Annotated in this window: 15 protein-coding genes; 10 read left to right on the top strand and 5 right to left on the bottom strand. The window is 45.2% G+C overall.

Going from position 1 to position 22,396, the window contains the following annotated elements:
• Nucleotides 1–32 precede the first annotated feature (32 nt).
• The 3 genes from FJM74_RS06850 to FJM74_RS06840 form a co-directional block, all read right to left on the bottom strand.
• On the bottom strand, nt 33–1,679 hold the full coding sequence (locus FJM74_RS06850; RefSeq protein ID WP_187261825.1) for an ArnT family glycosyltransferase: 1,647 nt from the start codon (nt 1,677–1,679) through the stop codon (nt 33–35).
• 181 nt (nt 1,680–1,860) lie between these two features.
• The gene (locus tag FJM74_RS06845) at nt 1,861–3,546 is read right to left on the bottom strand and encodes a glycosyltransferase family 39 protein (RefSeq protein ID WP_187261824.1); all 1,686 of its coding nucleotides are present in this window, start codon (nt 3,544–3,546) and stop codon (nt 1,861–1,863) included.
• Nucleotides 3,547–3,971: 425 nt separating this feature from the next.
• Nucleotides 3,972–5,648 carry a glycosyltransferase family 39 protein gene (locus FJM74_RS06840; protein WP_187261823.1) on the bottom strand — a complete coding sequence of 559 codons (1,677 nt, stop codon included), beginning with the start codon at nt 5,646–5,648 and terminating at the stop codon, nt 3,972–3,974.
• A 1,074-nt stretch (nt 5,649–6,722) separates the two neighbouring features.
• Between FJM74_RS06840 and FJM74_RS06835 the strand changes: the two genes are divergently transcribed.
• From FJM74_RS06835 to FJM74_RS06790, 10 genes are all read left to right on the top strand, one after another.
• Nucleotides 6,723–8,159 (top strand): GMC oxidoreductase, encoded by a 1,437-nt coding sequence (locus FJM74_RS06835; protein WP_187261822.1) that lies wholly within the window; start codon nt 6,723–6,725, stop codon nt 8,157–8,159.
• Between the two features lie 41 nt (nt 8,160–8,200).
• Entirely contained in the window at nt 8,201–8,692 is a 492-nt protein-coding gene (locus FJM74_RS06830; RefSeq protein ID WP_187261821.1) for a hypothetical protein, read from the top strand.
• 323 nt (nt 8,693–9,015) lie between these two features.
• Nucleotides 9,016–10,350, top strand: a complete 1,335-nt coding sequence (locus tag FJM74_RS06825) for a hypothetical protein (protein ID WP_187261820.1) — start codon at nt 9,016–9,018, stop codon at nt 10,348–10,350.
• A complete protein-coding gene (locus FJM74_RS06820) occupies nt 10,278–11,096 on the top strand; it encodes an HAD family hydrolase (protein WP_187261819.1) in 819 nt (272 codons plus the stop codon). The genes FJM74_RS06825 and FJM74_RS06820 overlap by 73 nt, the downstream gene beginning before the upstream one ends.
• Nucleotides 11,097–11,548: 452 nt before the next feature.
• A complete protein-coding gene (locus tag FJM74_RS06815; RefSeq protein ID WP_187261818.1) occupies nt 11,549–12,358 on the top strand; it encodes a hypothetical protein in 810 nt (269 codons plus the stop codon).
• A gap of 936 nt (nt 12,359–13,294) precedes the next feature.
• A complete protein-coding gene (locus tag FJM74_RS06810; RefSeq protein WP_187261817.1) occupies nt 13,295–14,314 on the top strand; it encodes a UbiA family prenyltransferase in 1,020 nt (339 codons plus the stop codon).
• A 180-nt stretch (nt 14,315–14,494) separates the two neighbouring features.
• On the top strand, nt 14,495–15,322 hold the full coding sequence (locus FJM74_RS06805; RefSeq protein ID WP_187261816.1) for a hypothetical protein: 828 nt from the start codon (nt 14,495–14,497) through the stop codon (nt 15,320–15,322).
• A gap of 112 nt (nt 15,323–15,434) precedes the next feature.
• On the top strand, nt 15,435–15,842 hold the full coding sequence (locus FJM74_RS06800) for a GtrA family protein (protein ID WP_187261815.1): 408 nt from the start codon (nt 15,435–15,437) through the stop codon (nt 15,840–15,842).
• Between the two features lie 181 nt (nt 15,843–16,023).
• Entirely contained in the window at nt 16,024–17,022 is a 999-nt protein-coding gene (locus tag FJM74_RS06795; RefSeq protein ID WP_187261814.1) for a CgeB family protein, read from the top strand.
• A 377-nt stretch (nt 17,023–17,399) separates the two neighbouring features.
• On the top strand, nt 17,400–19,085 hold the full coding sequence (locus FJM74_RS06790) for a glycosyltransferase family 39 protein (protein ID WP_187261813.1): 1,686 nt from the start codon (nt 17,400–17,402) through the stop codon (nt 19,083–19,085).
• A 408-nt stretch (nt 19,086–19,493) separates the two neighbouring features.
• On the opposite strand, the gene FJM74_RS06785 is transcribed toward FJM74_RS06790, so the two are convergent.
• Both FJM74_RS06785 and FJM74_RS06780 read right to left on the bottom strand, forming a co-directional pair.
• On the bottom strand, nt 19,494–20,582 hold the full coding sequence (locus FJM74_RS06785) for a glycosyltransferase (protein WP_187261812.1): 1,089 nt from the start codon (nt 20,580–20,582) through the stop codon (nt 19,494–19,496).
• A gap of 120 nt (nt 20,583–20,702) precedes the next feature.
• On the bottom strand, nt 20,703–22,226 hold the full coding sequence (locus tag FJM74_RS06780; RefSeq protein ID WP_187261811.1) for a lipopolysaccharide biosynthesis protein: 1,524 nt from the start codon (nt 22,224–22,226) through the stop codon (nt 20,703–20,705).
• Nucleotides 22,227–22,396 lie beyond the last annotated feature (170 nt).

Here is a 22,396-nt window from a genome sequence, read left to right as displayed (position 1 = left end):
GGCGGCTGTGCAGCTGTTGCAGAAATTAAAAGTTATTCAGCATTGCTTAATTCGTAAAGCGTTACTCTAACATCCGGTCTTTCAAATGCATCTATTTTGTTGCCGATGGCAGATAGCACCTTTTGTATGCTGGCTCCTGCTTCTTCTTTGTGGTACCATTCGGGCTGTCCGTCGTAGGCACCGATATTTACTTTATTTCTTCTGTGCTTAATTAACCATACCCGTTTGTGCTCCCCAATCGTGTGAAGGTCCGGGGTCAGTTTGCTGAAATACTCATCTATGTTATCTGAGGCCAGGTGCAGGTCTTTTCCTTCAATAACCTTGTAGTCCAGGCCCTTTACGTCGCGGTAGTATCGGTAGGTATGCCCGATGTTCCAGTAGATATAGGCTACATCGCCTTCCTGGAAATGATCATTGATATACATCAGCGCCTCCCGCTCAAAAGAATGTTTTTTTTCGCCTCCGAACAGCGCCGGGTTTAGCACTTGCGAGACAGAACTCTGGACAGGCCAGGCCAGCACGAGCGCAATCAGGCTGTAGCGCCATTTTCTGTAGCCGGAAGGGATAAGGCTGCTACCTGTTTGTACCCCGCGGGCGAGGAGCAGAATTAGCAAGGGTGCCAGAAACACGGTAAGTCTTTCGTAGAAGGGGTACAGCTTTAGACTAGAGGCGAGCAAGGTGAGCAGCAAGGGCAGTACCAATATCATTAAATGCTGCTTGTTGGATTTGTAAAACGAGAGAAATCCTGCGGCCATTGCCAGAAAAAACAGCAGGGGCATCTTTAGCAGCACCAGCAGCAGGGAGCTGGTGGTTAAATTAAAGTTCCATAGCAACCCGAGTGGGTAGTCTAACAATTTATAGGCGGCCTGCAAATACCATTTCAGATCAGATAATGAGGTGGGCAGGAGGGGCATAAAACCGCTGCGCACTTCAAACCACCGTATCAGCCAGTCTGATTCTGTGTGTTTGTAGGTGAACAGGAAATAATTTATGGCAAAACTAGCCAGCCACATGCTGAATGGAATGAAGTGCAGGAGCATCGTCTTCCATGCCTTCTGTTGCAGAAATTTCAGGCACATGCTGCCTGCTATGCCCGCCAGTACAAAGATAGAGGAGTAGGAAAACCATAGCAGGAGGCTTCCCCATAATCCGAAGCGCAGTAGTGGCTGGAGTTCGGGCCGGTTACTGTAACGCATATACAGGTATAAAGCCAGTATGGTGGCAAACAATTCCGTACTGTATTGTTTGGCCTCTACGGCATGGAAAACCAGCGGAGGAGCCAGCGCCAGTATGGCCAGGGCAACAGCTGCGCCAAGGTTGTTCAGGTATTTTCGGGCGACTGGCAGAAAGAGAAACAGAGACGCTATGCCGCTCAGCAGGGAAAAAAGCCTGAGTGCCATTTCACCATTTCCGAACTGCAATAGCAGTAGTTTTACTGCCCAAAGATAACCAAGCGGCGCTTTTTGCTCATACTCCAACGGGGGCGAAGCCAGCTCCAGAAAATTCATCTTTATCAGGCTGATGCTTAAAAAGGCTTCGTCCATCCAGAGCGACCTGTTGTAAAAGAAATGGAAAAGGCGCAAGGCAACTCCTATCACTATGACACACCAAAGCATTATGTTTGTGCTGCTCTTCTGCTGAGGGGCAGCTGGCGTGGCCGGCATCTTGGGTTTAGCCATAGATACGGGGGGTAAGAAACTTAAATCCATGGATCTGGGCAAAAAATTTAGTCTGTTCAATTATGCTGGTTAATTATAACTATTACGCAGGTGAGGTGGTGCTGAAGAGGGTAAGAGTTGGCGGTCATCGGGGCCAATAGCAGCTCTCCAATCCCAACCCAGCCTTAGGAGCACGCTGCAATTAATCAGGTGCTTTTTCCGGGCTAAGCTGATAAAGCGAAACGACTGTTTCTTTTACATCAAACCGTTGTTTTGTTTTTTCGCCATAAGCCGAGAAGGCGGACTCCAGCATTTGTCCCGGAACAAATGATTTATCGAAGTACCATGCCGGCTTGCCTATAAAACCTCCTATATTGTTTTTTATATGCGCATGATACAGAAACCATAGGCGCTTATGGCCCTGAAAGTTATCAAAGTCGGCAGATAGTTTCCGGAAGTAGGTTTGTTGGTTAGCAGAACTGGTTTTCAGGTCTTTGCCTCCGGTTGCGGTAAATTTAAGGTTGTAGGCCTCTTTGTAGTAAGCATAGGCATGCCACATGTTCCAGTAAATGTACACTGCATCGCCTGCTGAGTAGCTTTCGTTAAGGTAGAGGAGCGCTTCGCGGTTGGCTTCCTTTTTAGGAAACAAGTCTGTGTTGCCGGCTTGCCTGGCAGCGTTCCAGGCTGGCGGAGCCATGAGTAGCAGTATCAAAGGCAGCTTTACGGCTGCTCTATCAGCAAGAAGGGCACTGATAGCCTGCGCTCCGTACGCTATAAACAAAAGGAGCATAGGCGCCAGAAAAAGGACGAAGCGCTCATGAAAAGGATATAGTTTCAGGCCGGAGGCAATAAGCGTCAGCAAAACAGGAAAGGCCAAAACTGTGCATGGCAGGCTGTTTTTTCTTAGCAACAGCACCACGCCTGCCACTAAGGTTATAAGCGGCACCAAACGCAGCGGCCCGGTCAGTAGCGAAAAAGGCCCCGGCAGGGTAACTGTCTGGCCCAGTGGGTGGGTGAGCAGGGAGCCTGCCTTGTGCAGGAACCACTGAAAGTCTGTGGCGGAGGCAGGAGGCAAGGGCATATACGCATCGTAAAACTGCTTAAAAAAAACGGTAAGCCAGGCAGAATCCTGGTACCTGCCCAGGTAAAGGACATAGACAGCCGCAAAGCTGATAAGCCAGAGTGTAAAGGAACTGGCGTACCGGAACATCTTGTGCCATTCTTTTTGTAGCAGCAGGTGCAGGCAAACCGCAGAAGCGATGCCTGCCAGCACAAAGATGGCCGAATAAGAAAACCACAGCAACGTTGCTCCGGCCAACCCCCACTGCAGGAGAGAGACAAAATCGGTTTGGCGATGAAAACGGATAAACAGGTACAGCGCCAGCACAGAGGCAAACAGTTCGGTGCCATACTGCTTTGCCTCTACTGCATGGTAAACAGCCGGAGTGCCTATGGCCAGCATAGCCAGGGCAAGCAAGGCTGCCCAGGGCTTCAGGAAGAACCGCGTAACAGGCACAAACAAGAGGATGGTGGCTATGCCGGTCAGGAGCGAGAAGAGGCGTAGGGCCATCTCTCCCTTTCCGAAAAGCACGACCAGCAGTTTTACGGCCCACAGGTACCCGACCGGTGCCTTTTGCTCATAGGCTAAAGGTTGTGTGGCCAGTTCCCAGAAATCCATTCTGATCAGGCTCACGGCCAGGTACAGCTCATCCCGCCACAGAGAGCGGTTATCGATAAAGTGGTAGAGCCTCAGGAACACACCAGCGGCAATGATGAGCAGGGTCAGCCAAAGAAGCAGCTTCTGCCTGCCGGAATCGCTTTGCAAGGAAGCAGAATTCCGGTGGTTGCTTACAAGCAGTGGGGCCGTTAAAGAAGAATATAGGAACATCGGATACAATGCTGTTTAAGGGTTCAGGTCAATTATCAGGAGCGTCAGGTAGCACCCGGCCTGGTAGCGGGCTTGCCTCCTTGGCGACATCAATTATTCAAATGAATAAGCCCCTCCGGAGGTTTTTGCTGTTGCTGCTTAAATGGACACAGGATGCAGGACATAAGACACAAGACCATTTTAAGAGTGAAAACTCGATCCTGCCTACAAAGAAATAGGCAACTCATTTCCAAATCTTCTCATCTTCAAATCAAAAAAATAGAACTTCAGCACATTAACCCATTAGCACATTAAACTAAATTATTCTAATGAAAAAGCCCCTCCAGAGCCTCCTTGCTGCTGCTGAGTGCTTTTGAAGCCATCAGCAGCAGCAAATCTGCCATCCTTTCTAATTTTGAATTTGTGATTTTTAATGTGGCGAAGTGCTAGTTGGACTTTAACTCGAATAAAACTACTTTAAGCTCAGGAGTTTCGTAAGCAGCCAGCTCTTTCCCTAATTGCCTGAATTTGTTGTGTAGTTTCTTTCCTCCATAAACCGAATTATAGTACCAGGCAAATTGTCGCTCAAACTCGCCTATTTTTGTTCCCCGGGTCTTGCTGTACAACAGCCACACTCTTTTTGCCCCTTTTACGGCTTCTATTTCGGGGCTAAGCTTGCTGAAATAATCAGTGGCGTTTTTTGAAATACTCCGGAAGTCGCTGCCTTCTATGGCATTGTAACTTAAGTTCTGTGTGTCTTTGTAAAAGCGGTAGGGCGGCAGCATGTTCCAGTAGATGTATACCTGATCGCCTTTGTTATAATGATCGTTTATATGAAGAAAAGCTTCTTTGTAGTAGTCTTTTTTATAGTTCCCGAAGAGATCAGGATCCACAACCTGGCTGGCCGAGGTCCAGAGAGGAGCCGCCAGCAGCAGGGCCGGTAAAATCAAGGCCCAACTGCTGAAAGACGGGCGTAGCAGGCTGATGAGTCTCTCGCAGCCTGTAGCAATAATCAGGATAAAAATAGGTGCCAGAAAAACGGTTAATCGCTCATACATGGGGTAAGCTTCCAGTGCCGAGGCCACCAGCGTCAGCGCGTAAGGCACCAGCAGCACCAGCAATACTTTTTTATTTCTCCTATAGAAATAAAACAGGCCTGCACCGGCACATAAAATGCCAATAAGGGGCCGCCTCAAAATAAATTGCAGGGCTGCGTTCGGAATGGAAGAAACATCCCACAAGAGGCCGAGCGGGTAGTGCATAAGCCTTGTGCCAGCTGATTGTAGGGGCCACAGCAGATCGGAGAGAGAGTCTGGCGGCAGGGGCATAAAACCGCCTCTTATTCTAAAGTAATACAAAAGCCACTCCGAGTCTGCCGCATGCTTGGAAGTAAAGAAAAGGTAGTTAATAATAAAGCTGGCTAACCACATGCTGAAAGGGATAAGAAGGACTGCTACTACTTTCCATTCTTTTTTGAGCAGGTAGTATCCGGAGAGGGCTATGGCGATGCCTGCCAGAATAAAGATGGAGGTAAAGGAAATCCAGATGATCAGTGCGCCCAGCAGCCCCCAGGTGGCCAGCTGCCTGTAAGAACGCTTTGCCTGATAACAGGTGTAAAGGTATAGGCACATAACTGTTGCCAGCAGTTCTGCGCTGTATTGTTTGATCTCGACACTATGATACACCAGAGGAGGGGCCAGTGCCAGCAGGCCGACCGCGACAGCTACTCCCCATGGTCTCAGGAAGTAGCGGGCAACCGGCAGGAACAGGAAAAGGGACAGTATGCCGCAGAGCAGCGGAAAGAGCCGGAAAGCCATGTCGCTTTTTCCGAACAGCATAACGGCGGCTTTACACATCCAGAGAAAGACTAACGGAGCTTTCTGCTCAAATTTCAGATCAGAGAAAGTCAATTGCAGCAAGTCCATTTTGGCAAGGCTGGTGGCCAGGTAAACCTCATCCAGCCATAAAGATCTATCATCGAAGAAATGGAAAAGTCTGAAGAACAGGCCCATCGCCAACAGAATCCAGGTTGCTATTAGCCAAGCCTGTTCAACATGCTGCACAGTAGAAACCGGCTGTTTTGTATGAGCCAGGGTTGGGGCTGCCTTATAGTTTACTTGCATAATGGTTTTGATTTGTCCGGCGCATCACTTCCGGATGCAGATGCTGCTGATTAACCTTTTTTAGTGTAATGCTGATCAATAAATAGTATGTAAGGGATTAGCCCTGTTGCATCGCAGTAAAGCGACTTAGAGCGTAAGGTAGTTGTGTGCGTATTCCTTGTCAAATATGAGGCCAGCAAAGTTTTAATTAAACATTGAAATTTCATAAAAATGAGCTTCCTGTAAAGCGTCTTTTTATTAAAATTTTATAAATACCGCACTATATATATGGTTTTTTGAATTTATTGGTTTGCTAACTACCTGATAGTAAGTATTCTATTGGTATATGCCTTGGTAAAGAATGGAGAGGCGCGACGGTATGCTGCACATAGAATTCAGCTGGTAATTATTTTAAAGGTATTTTATGCCCAGGTAGGGCCGTATCGTCTTAAAGCCTGCTAAAATTTCAGTTTTAGTGCTTCTGGCTAATGTAAAGGCACTCAATAACAGCTTGCTTGAGTCCCGATCCGTTTTCGATGCAGCATTTGGAAGTGGAATGATATAAAATGCCATATTGGGATGATTTGTGCCATTATGGGAAAATGAGTGTCGTGGCAACCTGGTTTTTCAGAAATATCACTTCTACAGAAGTGGGTGGTGCTCTATAAGTTAGGAAGTGAAAAAAGGAAATGATAAAATATTTATTTAAAATATAGCTTTGGTATGATTTTGAAAGAATGCCTACAGGCAGCATGATGGTAACAACGCTAGAGAACTTGAAACAGCTGTTGCCTTGGCAGGTTCTTTACAACAGGTTTCCAATAAGAAAGGCAAGTGCTTTCATAGGCTATCGAACTCCACCTTTGTTATTCGGGGCCGCCTAATAATGGCTGTGGTGAGGAGTGCCGGACCGGACTAGAAGGTGGCTATTATGGGTCGCAGCCCTTTGATGGGGCATATCTTCCTGTTGCCCGTGTATCGGCCGTCTTTTTTTGGCCCTATACTGTTGCGCTAGTTTCCAAAGCCGCCTTCTTGGGGCGGATGGCTGCTGGTACACACAGCAATTGAAGTTAGGTTATAAAATTTCCTTAACGAATGAGATATAACTCTTATGACCTGGTAGTGATAGGCACCGGTTTCGCGTCATCTTTTTTTCTGCACAAGTTTTTGCGTAAAGCACCTGCCACAGCAAAAGTGCTTGTATTAGAAAAAGGGCATTTCTTTCCTCATGCTGAGAGGGTAAAGGAGAAACGGGGAGAGGAAACACCCTATGCCAGGCTCAACCCTGCTTATAAAGATACCTTTGAGAATCATAACCCTGAAAAAAAGTGGGTGTTTACCCAAGGCTTTGGAGGAAGTTCAAACTGCTGGTATGGCTGTACGCCCCGGTTCATGCCCGCAGATTTTAAGATGAAGACGCTCTATGGGGTAGGAAATGACTGGCCCCTGCAGTACGATGATCTGGAAAATTACTATACCCAGGTAGAGGAAATAATGTCTATTTCAGGGCCAGCGGACACTCCCTTTCCTAAGAAATCTGGTTATCCGCTGCCACCACATCTGTTTGCCACCGCAGACGAGATCCTGCACAAAGAGTACGGCAATCTCTATATAAGTCAGCCTACTGCGCGGGCCAGAGTGGCTGTAAATGGCCGGAATGCCTGCTGTGCAAGCACCGTTTGCCATGTGTGCCCCGTTAACGCCAAGTTCACTATCGAGAATTCCAACATGGGAGTATATGAAGACCCGCGTGTGGAGCTCTTGTATGGAGCGCAGGTTCATAGCCTGAACCTGGAGCAAAATGTTGCCCGGAGTGCCAACTTCATTAAAGATGGAAAAGAGCATCGGGTTGCCGGGGAGGTAATTGTTCTGGGTACAAATGCCCTGTTTAATGCAAACATTCTGCTAAACTCCGGCGATAGCAATCCCTTTACTGGCAAGGGAATAGGTGAGCAGCTAGGTTTAGAGGCTTCTGTATACCTGCATAACCTGGAAAATGTGGGAGGAAGCACCTGGGTAAATGCCAATGGTTATATGCTGTACGACGGCGAGCACAGAAAGGAATATGCAGCCTGTTTGATGGAGTCTAACAATGCGCCTTACTATAGAATGGAGCGGGGGAAATGGCGGCATATCGCCAATTTCAGGATGGTATTTGAGGGCTTGCCAGAAGCACATAACTATGTTGCAACTACCTCCGACAGCATGCGGCCAGCCGTCCATTATAAAGGCCCTTCGGAATATACGCTAAGAGGCGTCGAGAAAATGAAGCTCAAGTTACCTGAGATTCTCGCCTGCCTTCCGGTAGAAAAAATAGTATATGGTAAACCGTTTGATTCGGAGGCACACATTTTAGGCACCACCCGAATGAGCGCGAACCCAACGGAAGGTGTGGTAGACAAGCACCTGCTTCACCACCAGTACCGGAACTTGTTTGTGCTGGGGAGTGGGAGTTTTACGACCTACACGCCCTCAAACCCTACGCTTACTTTGTCGGCTCTATCGCTTTATGCTGCCGATAACTCTTTTTAGCCTGGATGCGGGACGGAAAGTAACACAAGATAAAATATTCGGTGCCTGAAGAGCCTGCAAACAACCGCAGGTTCCTAATTCAGGATTCTTTTAAAGGAACTGCCATGAACAGAAGGTATTTTTTGAGATTAACTGGCTTATCCGGGGCCGCCATGGTGGCGCTGCCGGGTTTAGGGTATGTGTCTGCTACAAATAAAGAAGCGGCTGTAGGAGTAATTATGCAAGAGCTCGCTTACCTGAAGCTGGATAGAAAAGGCGTTGAGCAGTATGTGGAGGACTATTTCAGGAACCATTATATCAATAGCAGCTTTAAGGCACAACTAAATTTAAAGACGTGTTATTACCTGGGGGTTACATCCGGTAATTCTCGCCTCGTACACGAAATCGTCCATTATTATTTAATCTCGACAGACTTTTTCCTTAACAAGATGGACGAAAGCAGACTAGTGAAATACCTCGGAATATACAATGCTTATGCAAGGTCCTGCTCTAATCCATTTTCATTTTTGTACTACCCACCGGAAGTGGTTTAGATGTTGTCTCCGTTCCTATCTCAAATAGGTTTGCAGGTGTAATACTGCCATAGCGGAAATCTCCCAGGGCAGGAGGTATACAGATGAACATACACCCCTTGTCTGCCAAACAACCAACTAAGCGGTATCTTGAAAATTTATTTAGAATTTAATGCCATGCAGCCATGAGCTCCTCCTTACTTTCGTTTAAACAGATTTTTACTGCTCAGGGAGTAAATTATTACAATTTCATAAAAGAGTGTGCATCACCAGAGAGACATGCCACCACAGTTCTGAAGTATAAAATCTTCTGTTGCCTCTGGGCTATTGCCAGCATTTTTCATATGGCGAACAAAAATGCATTTACGGTAAATCTTACTTTTTTCCTGCTAACAAGTGCTGCCATTGCACTTATTGCCAAGCCATCGTCAGTAGTTAGGTTGCTGGTCTTTATCTCGCTCCAAACCTACCAGGCTGCCACAGACCTGCCCGGGCTGAGCAACCACTGGATTTTGACAGCCTTCGTCAATCTTACAATTGTACATGCATTCGTCTACCTGATTATCAAACGAAGAAGCTTTTTTATAGACAAAGCAGAGCTGCTGGATACTTTTGCCCCACTGGTAAAACTTGAGTTGATGGCGCTTTACTTCTTTGCTGTTTTCCATAAACTGAACGCCGGGTTTTTCGACACAGAGGCAAGCTGCGCTGTGAGGTTTCTGGTGATACAGAACAATTACTATAATTTTTTGCCATCAGGCGGCACGTTCCTGGCGTTTAACATTTACCTTACCTTACTCATCGAAACACTTATCCCTGTTCTCCTGTGCTTCCGGAGAACACGATACTTTGGCATTTTGCTCGGGTTAGTCTTTCACTGTGCCTTAGCTTATAACCCCCTGAACGGGTTTTATGATTTCTCATCCATGGTTTTTGCGCTTTACTTTTTGTTTACCAGCAACAGCTTCAGCCATAAGATCCATACTTACTATACCAGGTTTATTCGCCGGAAGGGGGCCTTAAAAAGGCAGTTGCTTCAATTCAATGTCATAAATTTCGCTCTTTTCTCAGTTACCATAGTTTTAGGATTGCTTGCGATCAATTACTATAACCGGGCCTTTGAAGACTATTTCCGTCATGTTGTCTGGACGGGCTTCAGTGTAACTTTTATAATTGTTTTTATGCTGTCGATGGGTACAAAGGGATCAAGTGAGCGGGGCAAGCCTTTCGCTTACGCACATTACTCACTGCTGTTCTTTCCCGTCATCGTTTTCCTGAATGGGTTGAGCCCGTATCTGGGGCTGAAGACGGAGTCATCGTATGCCATGTTCTCCAATCTTAGAACTGAAGGCGGTGTAACCAACCATTTTATTGTACCGGTAAGTACACAGGTATTCGATTACCAGAAAGATGTGGTCGAGATCGTGTCGTCATCTGATCCTTATCTGCAGGAGATGGGGCAGGAGAATAAGATGCTTGTATTTTTTCAGTTTCGCAGGTATGTGGTCAAAAATAAACCAGAAAGCATCACGTATATCCGGAACGGGGAGCTAAAAACATTTGAGCGCAGCAAGGCAACTGTGGATGATGAATTGCTGCAGAAAGCATGGTATCCGCTGGAGAAGGTGATGCAGTTCCGATATTTCTACAAATACGGGGTACAGGCCTGCCTTCATTAGCGCATGATAAACTCTTTATATTACCTACCTATATGACGATGGCTACAAAAATTGACTGGCAAAAGATTCAGGTTGTGATCTTTGATGTAGACGGCACATTGTACAAACAGTCTAAGCTCAGGAAAAAGATGCTGTTTGCTTTGCTGAGGTATTACCTGTTTCAGCCCTGGAAAATAAAGGATATGCTCATATTGCATCATTTTAGGGCAGAGCGTGAAAAAAGGCCTGGCTTTGAGGCTGGTAATCTGGAGGCTGCTCAGTATGAGTGGTGTGCTGAAAAGGGGAATTTCTCCTTGCCCAGGATAAAGCAGGTGGTAAATAGCTGGATGTTTGAGTATCCGAATAAATATCTTGCGGCGTGCACTTACCCGGGAGTTAAAGCTTTTTTTGATGTATTGCACCAGCGTCAACTAAAAATTGGTATTTATTCTGATTACAAGGCTGTAGACAAGCTAAAGGCAATGGGGCTCGGTGCTGATATAGTGGTTAGTTCTACAGATGCGGCAATCGATGTATTAAAACCTAAGCCCAAAGGGTTGCTTTACATAGCAGAGAAACTAGGTGTGGAACCTGCGGCCTGCCTGTTTATCGGTGACCGCGAGGAACTGGATGGTGAATGTGCCAGGCAGGCCAACATGCCATACCTGATCGTAGACAAAAAACCTTTCGACAAATTTGATTTTTACACTAATATGCTGGAGGAAATAAGTGAGCATAAACTGCAGGCTCCCGCAGAAAAGGTATAGTGCAAGCCTGCTTCATCTCTCACTTTTATACTCTTTTAAGGCTGCAGAAAACGGAGGTCAAGCCTGCGTGTAATTAGGTTCATTATGGGATTTCATTCTATTCTGGGAAAGATAATATATGAAATTCATGGAACGCTTAAATTTTGGCGCTTTAAAATAATTAATATACAGCGGCTAAAATCCCGGAACCCAGGCATCGGCACCCTAATTTCGACAGGAAAATTAAAGAAATATGTATTATCGGGTTCTGCTAATTCAAATACCAGCCCGATTAGAAGCTGCTCCTGCTTATATTCTATTATATATTTTAATCCTTTATTCTGTAAAGCTAAACATAGAAAAAGTTGGCATAATTATTTGTATTTATCTTTTTTATAATGTCACCTATTTGCTAAAGTAAATAGGTGACATTATCTAAGACAACCTATTTTTAACTTCTTCATCCTTGCAAAATGGTGACTTCCCTTCAACTTAAACCTTCTTCTGTCTTACGATTGCAACTCTGGATATTAGGGGTGTTAATTGTATTAAACTTTGTGTCGTTATATGCAGAATATTATGTGACCCAGCACAACTTCTACAACTATACCTTAGAAAAGTATGTCATTAAGATGTTCAGCTTTTTCTGGGAGCATAATGTACCCACTTATTTTAGTACCCTTAACCTGTTTATTAGCGCCGGATGTTTATATTATATTTCCAAGCTCGAGAAAAGAAAGGCTGGGGCAAATTTTCATAAGCATTGGCTATACTTAAGCCGGGTTTTTGTTTTTTTAGCTTTTGATGAGTTGTTGATGATCCACGAACTATTTATTACACCCAGCAAGATGGTAATCAATCATTTTCTGCAGCCCAAAAGTCTGGGTGTAGTCTACCATACCTGGGTGGTTCCTTATATCCTGGCTCTTGCTTTATTTGGGGTTTACTTTTACAAATTTGTCTTTTCTCTGCCTGCCAGGTTCACCTTGTCTTTTATTCTGGCAGGTGCCATCTTCGTTTTTGGTGCCGTTGGGGTGGAGATGATTGAGGGTTCTTTAGCTGAAGTGCTGGGAGAAGATAATTATCGCTCCAGTATAACTTTTAAGCTCTGGGTTGCCTTAGAGGAATCGCTTGAAATTCTGGGAATTATGTTATTTATATATTTTTTGATGCAATATATAGAGCATCATAATCAGCATAAAAATATTTTTGTCACGATTGGATCAAAGAAAATTGAAATCGAATCATCAGCTTCTGAAAAGAAGAAGGTAGTAGCAGCATAGTTGTTGTCCCTACACCTGTATCGGGAACAGGACAGCAGGACCAGAAAGCACCATTTTTTCTGTTTCAGGATGCTACAAGATCATGTAGAACATGAGGCACTAGATTCTTTCATAATTAGAACGTATCAAATGTTGAATCCCGGTAAGTTCTGTCATTGTCTAGATACATTTTAGCTATCCACAAAATATAGTAGCCTGCAACACACCTCATCAGAATCCCGGGTTTGGCTTTGTCAGCGCCAGGGCCGTACTATCCTCTGTGTCCTGAAGCCTGGGGCCTGTTTCCCGGAGTTTTAAATGTCTTGATTTCGTGAAATCAGAGCCCTTACTTCGGTGCAGTTCTCTGTGGGGGCGTCTTGTGAAAAGATGGTTGACTGCCGTCTGATGCTCCCACTGCAATTTTCATTTAGTCTCTGTCGAAACTTGTACAATAGCCTCCTGTAGTGGCGATACCATAAACAGATTCAGGTTATATGATTTGAATTAGAGTGGCTTTTCTGCTATAACCAGCTTCACAAATTCCAATGTTTAGTTTTTTCTATAGTTCAGCAGCAGGATAAAAATTCCTGCATCCTGTTTTCTAAAATGCTACAATCTCTGATTCCAATAAGTGAAGGCGGGGTTCAGGATAAAAGATAAGCACTGCTGCACCAGGCATTTGTAATGCCAAAATGGAATATGTTGGGCCATAATGGGAAATAGAGTGCTTTGTTACCCCATTCTCAAATGGCAGTTTCGATAACCATAACATGGCCAGTACACGGATTTCATACAAAATTTTAAAATTTATAAAAAATAGTGACAAAGCTATGTGTTGGCATGATGTTTAAAGGTTATTCTAAGATAATAGGATAACGTCCATTTTTTTTAGGACTCTAGTATTTGCCTCCCAACTATAAACGCTGAATTTTGCTGTAAACTTATCTATATCTGCTTATGAACTCTACTGTTACTTTCCCCGAATCCGCTAGTGAGAAGGTTGCCTTAAGGCCCGCTGGTTTTAAAGAGTATGTGGCTATTGCCCGACCAGACCACTGGTTTAAAAATATATTTATGCTGCCGGGAATGCTGTTTGCTTTTCTAGTGTACGACACCACCTTAGACTTCAGCCTGTTGCTTAGAATTATAGTCGGCATTGTAAGCACCTGCCTTATTGCCTCGGCCAACTACACCATAAATGAATACCTGGATGCCGAATTCGATCGGTATCATCCTGAGAAAAAGAAGCGCTCGGCAGTAATGACTGTGCTGAGCCCGGCCTATGTCTATTCCGAATATATTCTGTTAGCTATGCTGGGTCTTGGGCTGGCCTACTTTATTTCTCTGCAGTTCCTGGCCATAGAGGCATTCCTACTTTTTATGGGAATTATGTATAACGTAAGGCCCTTCCGTACCAAAGAGCGGGTTTACCTGGATGTGTTATCAGAATCGGTGAACAACCCTATCAGGCTGGCGCTTGGCTGGTTTATTTTTGTGCCTGCTGCCATACTGCCTGCCAGTTTGCTAGACCCTGCCTGGGCTTTTATACCGCCAAGCAGTATTATAGTGGCCTATTGGATGGGTGGTGCATTTCTGATGGCGACCAAGCGGTTTGCTGAGTATCGTTATATAGACAACCCGGAGCTGGCAGGGCTATACCGCAAGTCATTTAAGCGCTATACAGAAAATAACCTGCTCATTTCTATGTTCTTCTATGCGCTGACTTCGGCCTTCTTCCTGGGTATTTTCCTGATCAAGAACAAGGTCGAGCTTTTAATCAGTTTCCCTTTCTTTGCCTTGCTGTTTGCCTGGTACCTTAAAATTGGCCTGCGAAAAGACTCTGTGGTGCAAGGTCCGGAAAAACTGCACAAAGAGAAGTCGTTCATGCTTTTTGTTATCCTGTTCACCATTTTGCTCATGGGGCTGGTTTATGTGGATATCCCTGCCTTGAACTGGTTCCTGAAGCAGTCGTTTTAGCAGCGGCCCCAACCCTCCAGGCCTTTGAGTAGCAGCAGCAGCAAAGCCTCTGGAGGGCCTGATTCATTGAAATAATTGTGTTTTCTCTAACACGCAAATTTTCTGACGCACAAGCTGTATTACGGGTTTGGTGGCGGAGTGGTATCATACAGACAAGCTTTTTTAATCTAACTCACATTTATGGAAAGTGTATTCAACCTTAATGCTCGTAGCGTCTTAAAATTTTTTCTGAAAGTCCTTTTTGTAATAGTTCTGCTGAATATTGCTGTGCTGGCGCTGGAGTATTACCTTAAGACATACACCAATTCTACCATTACCGGGTCTCACTCCTTTAAGTTGTATGTAACGGGCATGTTTAACCTGGAGGGGGAGAAAAATGTGCCAACTTACTTCTCCACCATCAATCTACTAATCAGCGCTTTACTTTTATTTACTGTTTCGAGGTATGTTAAAAACAGCAACCGGCCTTTATACTTCAGGCAATGGCGCTTTTTAGGCTTTTTGTTCACCTGGCTCGCCATGGACGAATTGTTTCAGCTACACGAATTGTCTATTAACCCTATGCGCTCGTTTCTGCAGCTCGTGCTGCAGAAAGAAAACCTGGGGTTTCTGCACTTCCCCTGGTATATACTGTATGTATTGCTTATGGCCGGTGTAGGGTTGTATTTAGCCAGGTTTGTGTTTTCGTTACCCCGAAGAACCTTTATCAACTTTGTGGTTTCGGGGGGGATATTTTTGTCTGGAGCGGTTGGCATGGAGATGTTAGGCGGCTATATCTCGAGCAATACCGATTCTGATATACTGGGCAAATTAAGCACTACTATGGAGGAGACGCTGGAGATGCTGGGAATTATTCTGTTCATCTATTCGCTCATCAGGCACCTGGAAGATCAGAAAAGCTTAAAGAACATTGTGGTTAATTTTGCGCTGGCTGGCAAAGGAACACCAAAGGCAGTTGAACCGGCCAGAACGGAGGTTTCAGAGGTAAAGCAGGCAGTGTCGGTGTAGCGGTATGCCGGTTTTTTTTAGAAAGTAACTGATATTCCAACTTCAGCTTCTGTTGCATCATAAAAACAGCGGGAGAAGCAGCTAAGCCAACACGGGCCTTTTAGTGAACGATATGAAATATTTATTGCTGGAAACGAACAAGCAGCGGATTTTTCAGATTTTAAAATTCGGAATGGTAGGCGCCCTGTGTGTGGTGGTGGATATGTTCCTGTTCATTCTTCTATTCGAGTACCTGCAGGTAAGTTACCTGATTGCCAACTTTGAGTCGACTTGCCTGGCAATTTTACTCAATTACTATATCTCGAAGAAGTGGGTATTTAAAAGCGGCAAGTACAAGTCGAGGGTGGAGATAGCGGCATTTTTAGCATTTTCACTGGCAGGTTTGCTGATAAACCAGTGCCTGATCTGGCTCTTTGTAGAAAAGCTTGTGGTAGATCCTAAACTAGGGAAACTGATGGCCATTATTCTGGTTGCGGTTTTCAATTTTATCACAAAAAAAACCTTTGTGTTTAAAGGGTAATCATCCGACAGCAAAAAGCGGCAGGCGTGCCATAACCATTGTTACAGAAGGGTGCCAGGTTTGGTGCTAAGAACAATTTTATGGCAAGCTCGCTTACTGCGCTTACAGCAATGCTGCAGCAAGGTTCCGGCAAAGCATACATGTTATAGTTTACAAATTTGTATCAACATAATTTTTCCATATGATCGAGAGAGTCAAAAATATGCTTGCCGGCAAAAAAGTATTGTTTATTGCCTGCAAGTTTTATCATTATGGCGATGCAATTCATGAAAAGTTCAGATCTTACGGAGCAGATGTAACCTTCTACTACGAAAGGGATACCTCCCTGAAGCATGTGGTAATGTCTAACTTCTTTCCGGATAAGATGCAGGCATGGCAGGACCGCCACTACCAAAAGATATTGCAAGAGACCGAAGGCAAGCGCTTTGACTATTTAATCGTGATCAGGGGCTTTAGAATGGAGAACTGGTTTGTAGATACCATCAGGAAAAGAAACCCGGGCATTTATACGATCCTGTACCAGTGGGATTCTTATAAAGCATGGGAGTCTGATTTCAGGCATCTGCTGCCTTCTTTTGATAAAACCCTAACCTTTGATTACGATGATTGCAAAACATTGGCGCTACCTTATGCGCCTACTTTTTATACAGATGAGTATGCTGGTATAAAAAACGGCCCATACGAGTTTGACTTTATCTACTGCACAAACCTTAGCCTAGAGAAATACGAATTCATGATAAAGTTTCTGGCTTATGCCTCCCAGAGGGGGTATAGAGTCCGGACACATTTGTACATAAGCTGGCTGGGATACGTTCTTAATAGAATGAAAGGATACGATATAGACTATCAGCATGTTTCTTTCAGGAGGTTAAGCAGAAAAGAATATTTCAAACTGTTTTGCAAATCAAAAACCATTGTAGACTTTTCGGGAACCAGCCAGACGGGTATTACGATGCGGATTATAGATGCCCTGGGAAGTGGTAAGCGTGTAATAACCAACAACGTGCACGTAACAAAAGAACCAGGCTACGATCCCCGGCAGGTAGTGGTGTACAATGCCAATGATATAGACTTACCCGACGATATTACGCAGGAGGAAAGTTTCAGCAAGAAGGACTACTCCATCGATAAATGGATGGACAACCTGTTCTTCAAGACCCTGGAGCCTGCGTTTGCCTGAGGTAAGAATCATGATCTGTTGTTCTGGAGCAGCAGCAGCCTGGGCTACTGCCGGCAAAAGTCAATTTTTCAAATAAAAATGGCCTTCCGGAGGCTTTTTGCCCTCCTGCCGCCGCTGCTGCTGGTAGTAGATGCCAACGCAGCCTTTAAGTATAGAGCAGGCTGATCCACCACCAAAAAGTAAGGGATCTGGCATTGGAGAAGTTCAGCTATGCTGGAGATGTAGCTGGCATCGGTTCTGGTGGTTGTGTTGTGGCTGGCTGATCTGTTCTTCTGTTTCTGGCTGCCGGTGCAGGATATGCTTTCTATTCTTTATGTTGCCCCAAACAAGTCAGGAACATAAGCTAAACGTGTCTACTTCCCCGAAATACTGTGTCTATGATCTCAACATTCAGAACCCTTCCATACAAGGCCGGCAACCGCGTATTTCCCTTGGAGCCTGCTCCTGCCAGCAGGTCTTACTCTTACACCGGCATATTGCTGCTGCTTCTAGCAATTGGCACTTTGCTGCGTCTGTTCCATTTTTTCGATAACAGGTCGCTCTGGACAGATGAACTCTTTCTGAGTATCAGCCTAATAAAAATGAGCTTCTGGGAGTTGGCTACCCTACCGCTAGCCTACGAGCAAAAGGCTCCTATCGGGTACTTGTGGATGGTGCGGCTGTGCGTTGTGCTTTTCGGGAACGGGGAGATGGCCCTACGCCTGTTTTCCCTGCTGTGTGGCGTTGCCTCACTGTTTTTCTTTATTCCGGTGGCCAGGCATTTTCTGCGGCCCTGGGCTGTGGCTTTGGCACTGGGTATGCTGGCTCTTTCTACTCCTGTTATTTACCATTCGGTAGAGGCCAAGCAGTACAGCACGGAGCTTTTGGCGGCTATTCTGGCCCTGTATTTTTATACACGCTATAGCCAGCGTCAGGTGGGAGTGGCGGGGCTTGTGGTGTGGGGAGTGCTGGGAGGGGCTTTGCTGCTGTTTTCTTACTCGGTTATTTTTGTGCTGGCAGGCATCGCTTTTGCCCTTATCCTGCACATACTCTTGAAGAAGGAATGGAAAAAGCTGTTTCTTTACCTGGTGCCCTTCTCGATGTGGTTGCTGTGTTTCGGGCTGACCTATATTTTCTTTATCGGAAAGTATGAGGACTCCGGTTGGCTGATGGATTTTTTTGACAAGGTCTATGACGCCTTTATGCCGGTTGCGCCAACATCTGTGTCGGAGCTTGTGTGGTTTGGGCGCACGGCTTATCTGGCCCTGCACCACCCGCTAGGCTTGCTGCTGAATTTTAACCACTCCAGTTACGACTACTCCAACCTGGAAAGTTTGCTGAGGTTGCCTGTGTTGCCATTCCTGCTCGGGGTTACAGGTGTCGTTTTTCTGCTCAGGCAGCAGAAACTCCACTTTGCCGTGTTAGTCTTCCCGGTGGTTCTTGCCCTGCTTGCCTCGGGCCTGAAACAATATCCGTTTTGTGAGCGTTTTCTGTTGTTCCTGGTGCCCTCGTTTGTACTGACTATAGCGCTGGGAGTAGAACAGGCCTACAAGTTCTCTTCTGGAAGAGCCTGGGTATTTGGCCTGCTCGCTTTTATGTTGCTGGCTCCCCCTGCCTGGAATGTTGCCAGAGATGTGGTGAACCCGAATCTTTTTTATAAAAAGTCTTATAACAGAGAAGCCATGTTACAAATAAACGATCAGTTTCAGGAGGGTGACGTGGTATATCTTTACTGGAATGCCACCCCTGCCTATCAGTATTATAAAGAGGCCTACCATTTAAAATTTGAGGCGATAGAGGGAAAAGATCTGAAAAGCATGGCCGTCGATAAAGAGGAATATGTTGCTAAACTGTCTCCGGAGTTTAAAAACTTTGAGGGAAAGAAGCGATTATGGTTTGTGTACAGTAAATCTCTCAGAAATAATATCGGCGATTTTGTGAGCCAGCCAGCCTGGTATCACGAGCGGGAATTTATACCCGGCAAAATGCTCGAAGATTTATTTTCGGGATATGGCAAAAAGTATGATCGCAGTGTCAGCAGCAAAGGCCTGGTAACCACTCTTTTTGAGTTAAAAGAGAACTGAGAAGCAAATAAGGCTTATCGTTCTGCCAGTACCCGTTAATTTCTTCTCATTACTATTTCGGGCACCTTCCCCGCTAGCTTTAGCGAATAATGTTGAACAACTGCAGCATAAGTTGCCTTGCTTAAGCCGGGTCTGTTGCCAGCTCAGGCTGGGTTAAAGCAGGGAGAAACAAGGTCGCATATCCTGTAGAGAAACAGTAATAGCCTTTCAGAACAGCATTTCTGGAAGGCTATTTTGCGTAATAGCAGTAGCAGAAGCTCTGGAGGGCCTTTTTTATTAGAATAATTCGCTTTGGCCTCCTTTTGCTGTGCTACTGGCTGCCTGCCCTACGGTAAACCATTTGAGCTAAAAAGCGTGAACTAAGATCTGTCGGGGAAACAAAAACCGGGCCTTTACAATGTGGCCGGATTAGGTGGCCTGTGTAGAAACACCTAACAGGGAGTTATAAAAATTAATTGTTTCCAGGGCTATTACTTCCGGTTCCAGGTGGCTGATATCCGGCTGTACTTTTGCAGAATCTTTTGATTCATGAAGGATTTCTGCCATACTGCTCTCCAGGTTCTTAGCCGAAAGCGCGCCCTCGTACGTTTTGATCCAGCGGGTGCCTACGGTGTGCTTCAGTTCAGAGAGCGCCCATAGATCAGGAGCCAGGGTTGGTTTGTCGAAGCTCAGGTTCAAAAAGGCAGAGCCGGAGTTAAAGATCCTGTTGTAGGGTGTTACTACTACATCTGCACATTTAAAATAATATTGTAGCTCCTCATCCTTAATAAAAGAGTTAATAAAAATGATGTTTTCAGCCTGCTCCAGTTGTTCGTACAGCTCGGCTTCAATATCTCTGTGTACGCTGCCTGCTATAAGCAACATGGCATTAGGGGTTTTTATCTCTTTATAGGCTTTAATTAGGCCTGTCACATTTTTATAAGCTCTTATCTGCCCCAGAAAAAGGAAAACAAACTTCTCCTCTGGTACTCCCAACTTTTCGCGGGCCTGCTTTCTGCTGATTTTATTTAAATAATACGATTTGTAGTGGGGATGAAAAGTGTGTGCAAATAATTGCTTTCCAGGATTCTTCGCCTTCTTCTTTATCATGTCTAACCCGGCTTTGTTCAGGCTGATGAAGCCATCTACGTTGCTGTACATAAATTCGTCCAGCTTTTCCTGGAGTTCAGGGAAATTGCTTTCGTGCGCCTCCAGGTTATGTACTGTCCAGACAACCCGGGTGCCAAACGCCTTTATCAGCCTGATAAAAAGAAAAAAAGCATACAAATTTACCTTGGTTCTGAAGGTGCTGTCGCCTACCAGTACATGGGTTGGCCAGTGGATGTGAAATATCCGGTAGTTGAAGGGCAGGCAGTACTTAAGCATGTTCCGGATGTTAAAATCGAACTCATGAATTGGGTATGCCTTGTTCCTGATATTGCTGAAAAGGATATAATTGTATGGGTTGCCGCCTTTGGTAGAAAGTGCGGGCCACGATAATATTCCAAACTTTTTCATTACGTACTCTAAGCTTTAATACTAATAACACAGGGTCTGCGGCTGCAGAGGCAGCAGATCAAAACATGCCTGAAGGCCCGGTTTCATTTAAATAATTTATGACCACACCCCATTGCGCCGCTACTTAAAAAAAGTGCGGATGTTTATTATCTGCATAAGTTTTTCTCTGCTGGCTGAAAATGCTGCCATAAGCCCTATATAAGTAAATGCGCCTACAAAAAAGCCCAGGGCACAAAAGGCAATGGCCGGTAACTGCATATTTAAGTTACTCATATAATGGATATAAAACAGCATTACTGCTCCGCTAATTAAAGCAAAGCCCAGTGGCTGCAGAATCTCCCGTAAGAACTGGACAACAGAAACAGGAGATTTATACAGGTTAAACCACAGCGTTGGTATAAACAGGGCGTACACCACCACAGAGTTTGCAATGGCAACACCCTTTACGCCATCCAGCCACACCCCTATGCCAAACCCGGATACCATGCATATGGCATTGATCAACCCGATCTTGAAGTATCTGTTAACTTTTCCGGTAGTGATCAGGATCAGGCCAGTTGTGCTCAGCACGGGTTGAATAAAAGCAGCTATTGCCAGTAACTGAAACAGCAACCCTGCCTCAGACCATTGCTCCCCTAACACGATTAAGATGAGTTCGTCGGCAAATACGCCAAGGTAAACCACGGTAGGCATGGAGAAAAAGGCAAGAATAAAAAGATAGCGGGTATAAAAACCCCGGTACCTGAACTCGTCGTTCTGCAAAGAACTTAATGCCGGGAGTGCCACTGAGTTTAAGGGGTTGCGCAGCTGGGTTATAGGCAGCATCAGCAATTGGTATGCTTTGGAGTATAGCCCTAGCGCTACTGAGCCCACAAACTTCCCCACAAAAATATCGTCCATGTTTCTGGAGAAATGGTTCACAAGATCGAAACCCGATATACCTGCCCCAAATTTTACAAACGGCTTCACATTTAAAATCTTAAAGGAGAAGCTAGGCCTCCAGTCGCATGAGGTCCATAGAGCAATTGTTTCTAACACGGTAAAAATAAAGCCTTGCAGAACCAGTGTCCAATAGCCAAAGCCTAACCAGGCCATCAAAATGCCTGCCAGTATATTAATGCTTACTGCGCTCAATTGTATCAGCGATAATCGTTTAAACCGCATTTGCCTCCTCATCAGCGCGCCATGCTGAATAGAGAATCCTACGATAAAAATGTTGAGAGCAAAAATGAGCGTGATGGGAAGCAGGCGGTCTTCGTCATAAAAATAAGCAATAGCAGGAGAGAGCAGGGCTATGCCCAGAGCTATGCCTAAGCAGATGAGCACGTTTAACCAGAAAACGGAGCTTACTTCCTGCTGCGTTAATTTCTCTTTCTGGATAATGGCCGAAGACAAGCCTAGATCTTTGAAGATAGTTACAAAACCAGTTACACTGGATACCATGGCTATTAAGCCGAAATCTTCCGGCACCAGTAGCCTGGCCAGGACCACAGTTTGGGCAGTGGTCATGATAAATGTTAACACCTGGGCAGCCATGGTGCTTATGCCGCCTCTTACCGACCGGCCTTTTAAGTCGGCCTTGATATGGTCTGTCTGAAACCATTTTTCGTCTCTGCTTTCCTCTCTAACGGTTTCTATGTTCATACTGGCTGCTTTACACGCAATTTGTGTAGTCATTAAAACTTTCACCAATGATTCACGGACCAGGAATGGTTTGCCTGGTCTGTTAAAAATTCTGGTGCCCCTCTATTTATATTATTCAATATATATTCTATTTAGCATTTTTGGTAACAGGTGCCGTACAGATTCAGATT

It is taken from the genome of Pontibacter beigongshangensis, assembly GCF_014332515.1.
GTDB classification, from domain to species: Bacteria; Bacteroidota; Bacteroidia; order Cytophagales; family Hymenobacteraceae; genus Pontibacter; species Pontibacter beigongshangensis.
This window is presented reverse-complemented; position numbering and strand designations above follow the sequence as displayed.